Consider the following 12,287-nt stretch of genomic DNA (forward strand, 5'->3'; position numbering starts at 1 on the left):
TTTCCCGTCTGGTGGGCTGTGGGTGGCTCTACGTCACCTGGTCAGTATTCTTTTTCGTAGAATACGCCTGCGGTGCCGCCTTCGCTGCCGGCGCCGGCCTTCAGCTTGACGCCACGCCCGACATCCAGATTGATGGTGGCCTGAGCGCCGTTCTGGCCGCCCTGCTCGACCTGGAAGTAGGTGCGCTTGTTGATGTAGCGCCCCACCGATACCGTCGTCTGGCCCGTATCGTCTGTGCTGATGTCGAGGTCATCGACGCCGAGGTTGCTGCGCAGCTTTTCGAGCAGCGACGTCGAGCCCCCGCCGGCAAGCTGGGTCACGGCATCGGCCAGCTGTGCAATCTGCAGCGGCGACAGACGCGACATCGACTGGTTGAAGATCAGTCGTGCCAGAACCTCGTCCTGCGGCAGGGCAGGGGCGGAGGAGAAGGAAATCGTCGGATCGTTGGCAACGCCGGTAATGTTCACCGTGATCGTCGTCTGGCCGGAGCTCGTGTTTGCTTCCATGTCGAGGATCGGTACCAGACCGCCGCCGAAGGTGATCTTGCCTTCGGTAAAGTCCAGCCGCTTTGACAGGATGACAATACGGCCTCTACGCATGTCGAAGCCACCGGAAATGACAGGGGTGACTGCGTCGCCCCTGATCGTCAGGTCGCCGCCGAGCTCGGCGTCGATACCGCGGCCTCGCACGAAGATACCGTTCGGTGCCAGGATCTGCAGGTCGAGTGCAATCGGCTCGCTGGCACCCTTTGCGCTTTTCGGCCGGATTTCCTCCATCTGGCGCACAACGTCGCGTGGGGCGTTGCGGTGGCGGATATCGATCGATGACAGTGATGACGGAAGCCGGGCCGGCACGGTGATTGCAGCCTTGGTCAGCGACACCTTGCCCTTCAGCGCCGGGCCCGACAGCAGCGTGCCGTTGATCGTGAGATCTCCGTCAGCGGTGACCGCAAACAGGTTTCCGTCCGCATAGCTCGCCTTGTTGAGGACGATGCGCAGATCGGCCGGAAAGCCCTCGGTCGTCTCTACGGAGCCTGTCACGGCGACGGTGCCGCCGCTTGCAAGCGTTCCGCCCAGCCGCTCGATCGTGGCGCGGGTGCCGTCGAGCCGAACGTTGAGAGCGAGATTGTTGATGGCGAGATTGCGCCTGGCATCGACGAACTTCGCCCCTGAGGAGGTGACGCTGCCTGAGAGAAGCGGTGCCTTGGCCGTTCCGCGAATGCCGAGATCGACATTGCCGGTGCCTGTCAGGAGAAAGCCCTGGGCGGCAAGTTGGCCCGCGAGTATGGAAAACGGAAAGCGCCCATCGAATTTGAGGTTCAGCGCCTTGTCGCCTTCGAGCGAGACTGCGCCGCCACCGGTGAGCGAAATACCGCCGCCGCCGGTAAGACCGAGGTCGACGGTTACGCGCGTACCCTCATAGGTACCCTTGGCAGTCACATCCACCGAAGCAACGCCTGCGGATGTCGACTGGCTGACGGAGGCGTTCGCCCAACGCAGATCGTAACGAACGGCCGGCGCCTGGGGACTTCCGGTTGCCACCACGGTCCCGGAGATCGCGCCTTTTGCGCCGAGGCCCGGTACGAAGGCATTTGCGAGACTGGCCGGGACAGATCTGGCCCGGGCATTGATGTCGAGCGCCGGCGCGCCGTCGGCGTTGAGGATCACGCGTCCGTCGGCGGTCAGTTCCAGACCATCGGATCCCGTGAGACGGGTGCGGTCTAGTGTGACTGTACGGTCGGCGAAGCTTCCGGCAGCCTGGAGTCGAAAGGGTGCGATGCCAGCGTCGCGCATCTGGCGAAGCTGTGCATCACTCCATTCCAAATCATATTTGATCGCCGGGGCAGAGGTCGTGCCCGTTGCATTGATCGTGCCGGAAATGACGCCGGCTGCATTGATCGAGGGTACGAACGTGTTGATCAGGCTGGCCGGCAGGGACGTGATCTTGGCGGAAAGATCAAGCGCCGTGCCGGCGGTCCCGTTCAGAGACAGACGGCCGTTGCCTGTGGCAATGGTAAAGTCGGTAAACCGCGCGTTGCCGTTCTCGACAACGATCCGGGTTGGGGCAGCGAGGCGTACGGGGATCTTGCGCGGAGTCGCATTGAAGCTGTTGATCTCGACAGCAAGCCCGTCCGCGGTCTGGATCGCGCCGGCACCCTCGAGTGGCGCATTGTCGTAGGTCGCGGACAGCTTGAAGTCCGTCGTCGTACCACCGTGGGTGATACCCAACTGCATGTTATCGATGACGTTGGTGCCGCTGCCGATGCGCGCCGCACTGATCGAACCGGCAGCCGCAATCGCCTTTAGGTCCGGTATCGTCAGGTCGACCTTGGGTTGGGCGATCTCGATAGCACCTCGCTTCAGCAAGGAACCTTCGGCCTTCACGACAGCGCTCGCCTTGCCGTCGACATTGGCAAAGGTCGCCGAACCGCGAAGGTCGCCTTGCGCCTGCTGGGCTGCGAGTGCGGCAAGAAGTGCCACATCGGGGAAGTTGAAGGTGACTTCCCCGGTGGGAAGGAATTCCGGCGAGAAGGTCAGTGCGCCGTTCAGGCGGTTCGGGCCGATTTCGGCGACGATATTGGGGGCAGACGTCTGGCCGTTCGCCGACTGCACATCGGCATTGATGCGGATCGGCTGGCTGTCCAGAGTGCCCTTGGCGACGATCGTGCCCTGCGGCGCCTGTGGATTGGCGGTGCCATTGATCGTGAAGCTCAGATCTTCGAGCTTGCGGCCGACGAGCCTTGCCTCGGCGGAGTTGACGACGGCCTTGACGGCCAGTGCCGTGGTGGGGCCGCTGGTGGTGATGTCAAAGCCTGCGGCGCCTTCGGCATCCGGCAGCCAGCGCTTGATGTCCGGAAGGCGTCCGGCAAGGTGGCTGACCAGCGTGCCGTTTTCATAGAGCACGTTGCCGCGGGCTTCGAGTGCGTTCGATTTCAGCGTGACGTTTTCCAGGCTGATGCGGTTTGCCGAGGAGGCGTCGACATAGCCTTCGGCGGCAATTGCGCCTTCAAACTTCGGTGCCAGCGACGGCGGCAGGACCGAGGCATTGGTCGAAATGCGGAAATTGCCGGTGACTGTCTGCTTCGACGTATCGAATGCGCCGCTGACCGTACCGCTGATGCCGGCGCTTTCGAGCGTCGCTGCATCCAGGCCGATCGCCGGTGGTGCCAGCCGAAGCGGTGCGTCGAGCGTCAGCGGCCCGCGGATCACACGGTTGAGGTCGGGATTGACGAAGCTCATCTGACCAATCGTGAGGCGGCTGCGGATGCTGCCGGCCCGTTGGATGAGGTCGAGATCCTCGCTTTCAGCCTGTAGCCGCACCTGGCCGAACCGGCCTTGCGGAAGCTCTGCGGAATTCAGCGCTGCCGTCGCATTGAAACGAGCAGAGGCTGCGGCGCCGGTCAGGGTGAAATTGATCGTATCAATGGAGAAGCGGCTCTCCTGGCCGTTGATCGGCCACGCGATCGAGACCGGGCCCTTGGTGCCGGAAACGCCGGCCGTCAGGCTGTTGTCGCCGTTCGGGTCCCATGCGCCCTTGGCGGTAATCTTCACGGCGCCGGAGGTGAGGTCGCCGCGCTGGATGTCGACGCGACCCGAAGGCGCGTAGATGGCGGCGACATTGATGTCCGTTGTACCTTCGACCAGCGACCGGAAGGCTGGCGGCATCAGCGTTGCAAGCTGGCCGCCACCGATGATTTCCACGCGGTGTGCGCCGTTGTCGACCAGGACATGTTTGCCGTCCACGGAGATGACAGGTGCGCCATCGACATTGCCGACGAGACGGCCGGCCCAGTTCGAGAGAGGTCCTTCGCCATCCAGCCCCAATGCGACGGCAGGAGCGCCGGGAAGGCGCAACAGGCGGGCGAGCAGTCCGCCCTGCGGTTCGGAGACCGAGGCCTTCAGCTGCAGGCGGTTTTCCGACGGTGCGTAGACGATATCTGCGGATGCCTTCGCATCCATCTCGTCCTTGCGGGTTGCTTCCAGCTTGAGCGAGATGTTGGGGCCGGTCGCATCGATCGAGCCCTTCACCGACAGCGCAAAATCGCGTCCGGAGAGGGCCTGCGACAGGTTGATATCCGGCAGATCTATCTGCGCGACCCGAATGCCGACCGGCAGCGGCGAGCCGGACGACTTTGTCGTGCTCTGCGTCGTTATGGTCGCATCCGGCTGCGGCGGACGAATGAAGTTCACGGTCGTTGCGGAAACCCGGTCTGCGCGGAAGACGCCGGAGACCAGTGCCGATGGCGACCAGTCGACCTCGATGCCGCCGATTTCGGCATAGGCACCGTCCTTGTCCGACAGCGTCAGGCTGTCGATGCGCAGATCACCCGACAGCAGACCTTCCGGTCGAGAGAAACTGACCTTGCGGTCCGGGGTGGACACCAGCGCCGAGATCCGCTCTGCCGCAATGTTTCCGCCGAACGGCGTCAATGCAACGAACAGGACGACGCCGAGCGCCATGACGAAAAGGACCCCGACCGCGGCAATCGCGGCCTTGAAGACCCATCTCAGCAGGCGAACGAAAAGCGTCATGCTGGCAACTTTACCTTTCAGAATGCCTGGCCAATGCCGGCATAAATTCCATACTGGCTACCGTCGTCATAGCGTCGCAACGGAAGCGCGACGTCCAGCCTGATCGGCCCGAAAGGAGTGGCGTAACGCAACCCGATCCCCGCTCCAGCTCTTATATCAGAAAAATCGGGCACGATTTCGGTCGAAACCGTACCGACGTCGAGAAACGGTACGATGCCGATGCTATCTGACACTTTTACGCGCATTTCAAAAGAGGCCACAGTGTAGGATCGTCCGCCCAGCGCTTCGTCATCGCCGTTATAAGGCGAAATTTCGCGATAGGAATAGCCGCGCACCGATCCGCCGCCGCCGGCATAAAAGCGCCTGGTGGCTGGGATGTCCTGCAGCTCGTCGGCGCCGACCAGCGTCCCCGCACTCAGCTTGCCTGCAAACACGACCCGATCCTCTGCACCCAAACCGAGATACCCGGAAATCGAGCCCTCGAAAGACGAGAAAATGCTTTGATTGAAGAACTCATAACTAGGCTTGGCGGAAAGCGTTGCGCGGTAACCTTCGGTTGGGTCCAGTTTGTTGTCACGCGCGTCGCGTTCGAAGCCGACAGGCACGCTGAACGTCAGGTACTCATTCTTCCCGAAGGCATCGTCGGCGAGAATATACGCGACTTCACCGCCGGCGGTGAGCTTGTCGGTGTCGTTGAGTTCGTAGGAAAAGCCGGCCGAATAGGCGATCGACTGCGCGTCGTAGATATCGTCTGGATTTTCGCTCTTGGCTTCCAGGCGCGATTCGAACGTTGCCTCAGGCACGGGAAAGCCCGGCTTGGTAAAGACGATACCGGCGGAATAGTCGAATGTGGTGACGTCGGTCGTTGCGCCGATGCCGGAGACTTTGCCTTCCACGCGCAGCGATTCGGCCTGGCCAAACAGATTGCGATGCCCCCAGTAACCCGAGAGACCCGCTCCATCGAGCGAAGAGTATTCGGCACCAAGGCCGAAATACCGCTGCTTGCCGTCCGAAACCTCGATCATCAGCGGCAGCGATCCATCCGGTGCAAGAGCATCGGATTCCTGAATCGTGACGCTCGAAAACACGCCGAGCTCGCGCAGCCGGTCATTGGCCTTTTTCAGCTGCACCGGTGAATAGCGGCCGCCCTTGTCGAGGCGGGAATAGCGTTTGATGAAGGCTGGGTCGACCGTGCGCGAGCCTTTGACCGTGACCATGCCAAACGGTGCGATCGGGCCCGAGATGGCGCCAAGCACGACATCGACCGTGTTGGTGCGATGGTCGGCGGTTACCTGCCGTTCGGTCAGCTTGGCAAGCGGTCGACCTTCTGCCTTGACGTCGACCAGCAGCTTTTCGCCGGCCTTCAGAATCACGCGCGAACCAGCTTCGCCGCCAGGCTCCAGATCGTAGTCCGCGGGGTTGCGACCGGCCGCATCCTTGTCGAACCGTACCGAGCCAAGTTTGAAAACCGGACCGGGTTCGATCTGAACCGTCACGGGAACGGGTGATGAGTGGTCGAAGGTGGGGTTGGGTGGCAGCGCGTCGATATCCGTTCCGGCAACAGAGATACGGACGACCCCGCCATACCGGGCTTCTTCGTAAAGAACAGCAACCAGGCGGTCCCGGTCTTCGCGGGCCTTGATGACGATGCCAAGATCACCGGATACAGGCTCGTCCTTGTCGGCGATCAGCGATGCCGCGGTTTCCAGGCGATCCTTGAGTTTCTTCTCCGCATCACCGGCTTCCAGAGTCGCGTCGTAGCGGACCGGGTCAATCACCTCGACCTTGTCCTCGTCGTCGCCAAACAGTGTAATGCCGAAAAGCTTGAAAGCGTAGGCGCTCTCGATGAGCGCAGGCGAACAAAGAAGGGCGGCCGCAATCGCTGCGACGGAACCGGTCCTCCGGTAATTCATCTTCTTCCGCCCGCTGCTTACGTTCTGCATACGCTAACTTATTGCCGACTTATCACCGCCCCGGCCATCATGACCAGCTCCTGGTCTTGTGTAGCCGCAAATTGTTTAACGGGGTACCCCCGTCTCGTCGATAAGTATGTCTTCATAAATGAAAAAGCCCTGGAGCATGCTCCAGGGCCACAGTCTTGCGGAGCTCGTCGAGCGCCGCTCCGATTAGTAACGGCGCGGGCAATCGTCGATGTAGCGACGGCCGTAGCGATCGCGATAATAGCACTGGCCCGGCTGTTCCGACACGTTGCCGATGACCGCACCGGAAACGCCGCCGATGGCTGCGCCAACGGCTGCGCCGCGGACGTTACCGGTGACTGCGCCGCCAATGATGGCGCCGGATGCAGCGCCGATACCGGCACCCTTTTCAGTCGCGGTGCAGCTCGCGAGAGATGCGCCGAGCACGAGAAGCATCAAAGCCTTTTTCATGAATTCCTCCTGAGTAGTTCCTGCCGGTTGATTGTGTCCGGCGAAACCCTTGCAGGTGCGCACGCCGGGCTTTTGTGCATCCGATGAACAATAGGCCGGCTCTTCAAATAGTCCATATAAGCAAGACACATTCTGATCTCATTCTTCGATAGCTGTGGCAAAAATCCGCTTTCAGTCAGGTTTCGCCGGTATGAAATGGGGATTGATCGGCTGGCCGACTTGGGGAATGATGAGAAGGTGGGGGAAGTCGCATCACGCCAGATCGAGCCGATTGTTCGGAAAGTCTTTCGTCTTTTCGGGGTCGCCTGACTCGTAACGATTTTGGCAGATTTCAATGGTAGTTTCGCTTCATTGGAATTGTTCCAAAAAATCGGACTTTTCGCCGCAGGTCGGGGCAAATTGACCTATTCGGGCTTGACGCATGGCGAAACCGGACCCAAAACCGGGGTAGGTTCTGGAGTGTGACATGGATTTCGAGGCATTTTTCAAAAGCGAACTGGACGGACTTCATTCGGAAGGCCGCTACCGCGTGTTCGCCGATCTCGAGCGGCATCGCGGAAGTTTTCCGCGCGCGACGCGTCATACGCCCGAGGGACCGAGGGAGGTTACCGTCTGGTGTTCCAACGATTATCTCGGCATGGGCCAGAACCCGGCCGTGATCGAGGCCATGCACGAGGCCATTGATCACTGTGGCGCGGGTGCGGGAGGCACCCGGAATATTTCTGGCACCACCCACTACCATGTTCTTCTGGAGCAGGAGCTCGCTGACCTTCACGGCAAGGAATCCTCGCTCGTGTTCACGTCCGGATATATCTCCAACTGGGCGACGCTGGGTACGCTTGGCCAGAAGATCCCCGGTCTGATCATTTTTTCCGACGCGTTGAACCATGCCTCGATGATCGAGGGCATCCGCTATGCCAAATGCGACCGGGTGATCTGGAAGCATAACGATCTGAACGATTTGGAAGCAAAGCTTGCGGCAGCCGATCCGAAGGCGCCCAAGATGATCGCGTTCGAGAGCGTCTACTCGATGGACGGCGATATCTCGCCGATCAAGGAGATCTGCGATCTTGCCGACAAATACGGTGCGATGACCTATCTCGACGAAGTTCATGCGGTCGGGATGTACGGCCCGCGCGGCGGCGGCATTGCCGAACGCGAAGGCCTCATGGACCGTCTGACGATCATCGAAGGTACGCTTGGCAAGGCTTTCGGCGTCATGGGCGGCTATATCGCGGCATCGACGGCGCTGTGCGACTTCATCCGTTCGTTCGCATCCGGTTTCATCTTCACCACGGCTTTGCCACCGACACTTGCGGCCGGCGCGATCGCCTCGATCCGCCACCTCAAGGCAAGCCCGTTCGAGCGCGTGCGTCACCAGGATCGCGTCAAGAAGCTGCGAATGATGCTTGATCAGCAGGGCATCCCCCATATGCACAACCCAAGCCATATCGTGCCTGTCATGGTCGGCGATGCGGCCAAGTGCAAGTGGATCTCCGACATCCTGCTCGACACCTGCGATGTTTATGTCCAGCCGATCAACTATCCGACGGTTGCGAAAAAGACCGAGCGCCTGCGCATCACACCGACGCCGCTGCATACGGATACGGATCTGGAACATCTGGTCAGCTCGCTGCATCAGCTGTGGTCGCGCTGCGCATTGGCACGCCAGGTCGCCTGACACGACGTTTGCCTCATCCCCGTGCGTGTCACGGGGATGCCGGGCGCTCCAAGTCGCCCCGTCTTCACATCACGCAATGAACTTGTCTGATCACGCGGCCGTCCCGCCGTAGCCGATGGCTTTCGGCGCTTAGGCGGCCAGTTCCCGTTTGTCGATGATTTCGTCGGCACGGCGGCGTGCTTCAGCGTCTGCTGCAAACACGGCATCCATCGTTGTGGCAGCGTGACCCATCATCGCGTCCATTACGTCTTCGACCACATCCGCCATGGTGAGGAAGCCGATCCTGCCGGCGCAGAAGGCATGAAACGCCATCTCTTCCGCGGCATTCATGATCGCGCCCTGCGCGCCGCCGCGCTCCAGGGCAGTTCGGGCGAGCCTGAGTGCCGGGAATCGAACCTCGTCCGGCGCTTCGAAATCGAGCCTTGCCAGCTTCGCGAAATCGAGCCGCTCCACATTCAGCTTCGGCCGCTCGGGATAGGTCAGCGCATAGCCGATGGCGGTGCGCATATCCGGGCTGCCGAGCTGCGCAATGACGGATCCATCTTGGTAACCCACCATGGAATGAATGATGGACTGCGGATGCACGATCACCTCGATCTGGTCCGGCCTGATATTGAACAGGTGCTTCGCCTCGATGATTTCAAGCGCCTTGTTGAACATCGAGGCGCTGCCGATTGAGATCTTTAGCCCCATGGACCAGTTGGGATGGGCGCGGGCAACCTCTGCCGTGACGCCGGCCATCTCCTCTCGGCTCCATGTCCGGAACGGTCCGCCGGACGCGGTCAGAACAATGCGTTCGACTGCATGGTGCTGGTCGTCTTCCAGCGACTGGAAGATCGCGCTGTGCTCACTGTCGACCGGGATCAGCCGACCGCCGCCCTCGGCCACCGCCCGAACGAAGAGTTCGCCGGCGGAAACCAGGCACTCCTTGTTGGCAAGGGCGATGTCTGCTCCGCGCTCCGCAGCAGCAAGCGTCGGCGCAAGGCCGGCAGTCCCGACGATTGCCGCCATCACCAGGTCGGACGGTCGTGCACCCGCTTCGATCAGCGCCGCGCGTCCTGCCGCGACCTCGATCCCGGTGCCTGACAGTGCTGATTTCAGCGCGTCGTAATGGGCATCATCGGCGGTTACGGCCAGCGCTGCACCGCAGGCTATCGCCTGCTCGGCCAGCAATGTGACATTGGCGTTGCCGGTAATCGCCACGACATCGAATGCGTCGCGCCCGCCAAGCTGGCTCACGACATCGAGCGTGTTGACGCCGATCGAGCCGGTGGAACCAAGAATGCTGATGCGACGCTTGCCGGTTTCGGCCATGGTATGTCCTGTCTTTACGGTGACCGCTGGTCTAAAAGAGAAAGCGGCGGCTCACAAGTGTAAGCGCTCAACTCCGAACTTTCGAAGAGCCCGGTAGGTCATGACGGATATGCAGACGATCGAGACCCAGACGATCGAGACCCAGACGATCGAAACCCAGAAGATCGAAACCCAGTGTGTCATCGCCGGGGCAGGGCCGGCGGGCCTGATGCTGGGCTTTCTTCTGGCGCGGGCCGGCGTCGATGTGGTCGTGCTCGAAAAGCACGCGGATTTCCTGCGCGATTTCCGTGGCGATACCATCCATCCCTCGACGCTGGAAGTGATCACAGAGCTCGGCCTGATCAACGACTTTCTGGCACTGCCGCACACAAGGGCGCCAAAGCTTTCCGCGCAGATGGGCGGCGAGACGATCACCATGGCGGATTTCTCCCGCCTGCCGGTCAAGAACCGTTTCATCGCCTTCATGCCGCAATGGGATTTTTTGAATTTCATGGCAAGGCAGGCGCAAAGCTATCCCAATTTCAAGCTGATCATGGATGCCAAGGTAACCGGGCTCATCGAGGAGAAGGACGCAATTGCCGGCCTCTGCGTCGAAACGCCGGATGGTCCGCTGACCATCCGCTCGCAACTCGTCGTCGGGGCCGATGGCCGCAATTCCATCATCCGGGACAAGGCCGGCCTCACCGTCGAAAGCTTCGGAGAGCCGAGCGAAGTCCTGTGGATGAAGCTTTCCAAGCAGAAGGATGATCCGAACGAGGTGATGGGGCATGCCGGTCCAAGCCAGGGTCTGGTGCTGATCGACCGGGGTGACTACTGGCAATGCGGCTATGTGGTCCGTCGCACGACCTATGCAGACATCCGCGAAAAAGGCATTGAGGCTTTTCGTCAGCGAGTGGTGGATGTTTCGCCGCTTCCGGCCGCGCGGATGGAGGAGATCTCCTCCTTCGACGACGTCAGCCTTTTGACCGTGCGGATCGACCGGCTGACACAATGGTGGCGCAGCGGCCTGATCTGCATCGGCGATGCGGCGCATGCGATGTCGCCGATCGGCGGCGTTGGCGTCAACCTTGCCATCCAGGATGCGGTGGCGGCGGCAAACATTCTGGCAAAGCCGCTGCGGGAAAACAGGCTCTCGGATGCGCATCTCGCGGCCGTGGAAAAGCGCCGCAGCTTTCCGACGCGCGCCACGCAGAAACTGCAGCTGATGATGCGCTCGAGCCGGCGCAGCGATGAGGGCGATGCGCAAAAACGCAAAGGCCCGCCCGCCTTTATCCGCGGCATCGCCCGCTTTCCGCTTCTCGCCCATCTCTCGGGACGACTGATGGGCCTTGGCTTCCGTATGGAGCATGTCCGCAAGACCTGAACCGTTTGCCGTGGGTTTTCAGATCGACGAGGTCGGCGCAGCGGGTAAAGCGCAACTTTGAGGCGCCTCAAAATGCCACCAGTATTCCTGCCCGCAACCTTTCCAGGTATCTCCCGTTGTGAAAGGGTTCCACGAACGGGGTGATGCGATGCTGATGTTCGGACGAATGCTGACGATGGCTGCAGCGATACTGGGCGGCCTCTTTTTCTCTCAGGCGCCCGAGTTTGCCCAGCAATACCGCCAGCGCATCGGCGGCGCGCTCGATGAGCTGAAGGTGATGATCACCCAGTTCGACACCCAGGCCAACCACCACGGTCTTGGCCGGCAAGAAGCGCTCAACGTCTATTCGAGCTCGCCGGAAACCTTCCTGCGCGACCAAGGCGACACGATGCGCGGCATCTTTCAGCGTTACGAGACTTTGCTGACGCAGCAGGATGAACTGATCAAGGCCTCGCTGCCGATCAAGCCATTCGTGGTGATGCGCAACGCCGACCCAATGACCTTCACCAATACCTGGCGCGACTACGTGCCGGCGGTGCCGATCGACGCCGCAGGCCTCATCTGGGCCGGCGGCGGCTTCTTCGCCGGCTGGCTGCTCGCCGGCATTCTCGGTTTTGTGCTCAAGGGGGCGACCCGCCCATTTCGCACAAACCGCGGCAGCAAGCAGGCCACGCCGCAAGTATAGACGAGGAGGGTGCGGAATTGGTGATCCCGAATGGACGGCGAGATCTCCGAGAACGTAATCCCGGGAACACGGAGTTTTCGTAGGGAGAAACGCGACATCCTTCCGAAAGCGCGCGTTCTCAGCTAGGGGAGCGGCCTTCGGGAAATGAAAGGCGTGGCGCAATATGTAGACATCGTACACTGGTATAAGAGTTTGACCTGTTGGCGCTACACGTTGGCCAATTACAATTGGAACCAGCACCGGACGATGATGTTCCGGACAAAGACGAAGCGCATTCCGGAGGAGGTCGTCATGACGGTCGTGCGAATGGGTGGTTGCCTCT

General features: G+C 61.2%; 7 protein-coding genes. 3 read left to right on the forward strand and 4 right to left on the reverse strand.

The window, feature by feature from the left end:
• Positions 1-41 precede the first annotated feature (41 nt).
• The 3 genes from ASG19_RS21620 to ASG19_RS21630 form a co-directional block, all read right to left on the reverse strand.
• Positions 42-4,532 carry a translocation/assembly module TamB domain-containing protein gene (locus ASG19_RS21620; RefSeq protein ID WP_062462570.1) on the reverse strand — a complete coding sequence of 1,497 codons (4,491 nt, stop codon included), beginning with the start codon at positions 4,530-4,532 and terminating at the stop codon, positions 42-44.
• Positions 4,533-4,549: 17 nt separating this feature from the next.
• Positions 4,550-6,445: an autotransporter assembly complex family protein gene (locus ASG19_RS21625; RefSeq protein WP_062462573.1), complete on the reverse strand. Its 1,896-nt coding sequence runs from the start codon at positions 6,443-6,445 to the stop codon at positions 4,550-4,552.
• A gap of 213 nt (positions 6,446-6,658) precedes the next feature.
• The gene (locus ASG19_RS21630; RefSeq protein WP_062462576.1) at positions 6,659-6,922 is read right to left on the reverse strand and encodes a glycine zipper domain-containing protein; all 264 of its coding nucleotides are present in this window, start codon (positions 6,920-6,922) and stop codon (positions 6,659-6,661) included.
• Positions 6,923-7,388: 466 nt separating this feature from the next.
• On the opposite strand from ASG19_RS21630, the gene hemA reads away from it, so the two are divergent.
• The gene (hemA, locus tag ASG19_RS21635) at positions 7,389-8,603 is read left to right on the forward strand and encodes a 5-aminolevulinate synthase (protein ID WP_062462579.1); all 1,215 of its coding nucleotides are present in this window, start codon (positions 7,389-7,391) and stop codon (positions 8,601-8,603) included.
• A 129-nt stretch (positions 8,604-8,732) separates the two neighbouring features.
• On the opposite strand, the gene dxr is transcribed toward hemA, so the two are convergent.
• Positions 8,733-9,917 carry a 1-deoxy-D-xylulose-5-phosphate reductoisomerase gene (gene dxr, locus ASG19_RS21640; protein ID WP_062462582.1) on the reverse strand — a complete coding sequence of 395 codons (1,185 nt, stop codon included), beginning with the start codon at positions 9,915-9,917 and terminating at the stop codon, positions 8,733-8,735.
• Positions 9,918-10,026: 109 nt separating this feature from the next.
• Here dxr and ASG19_RS21645 point away from each other — a divergent pair, with 109 nt between their 5' ends.
• Together ASG19_RS21645 and ASG19_RS21650 are read left to right on the forward strand one after the other, a co-directional pair.
• Positions 10,027-11,280: an FAD-dependent oxidoreductase gene (locus ASG19_RS21645; protein ID WP_062462660.1), complete on the forward strand. Its 1,254-nt coding sequence runs from the start codon at positions 10,027-10,029 to the stop codon at positions 11,278-11,280.
• Between the two features lie 148 nt (positions 11,281-11,428).
• Positions 11,429-11,965 (forward strand): DUF2937 family protein, encoded by a 537-nt coding sequence (locus ASG19_RS21650; protein ID WP_062462586.1) that lies wholly within the window; start codon positions 11,429-11,431, stop codon positions 11,963-11,965.
• Positions 11,966-12,287: the final 322 nt, after the last annotated feature.

It is taken from the genome of Rhizobium sp. Leaf306, from assembly GCF_001423425.1.
Lineage (GTDB): Bacteria > Pseudomonadota > Alphaproteobacteria > Rhizobiales > Rhizobiaceae > Neorhizobium > Neorhizobium soli.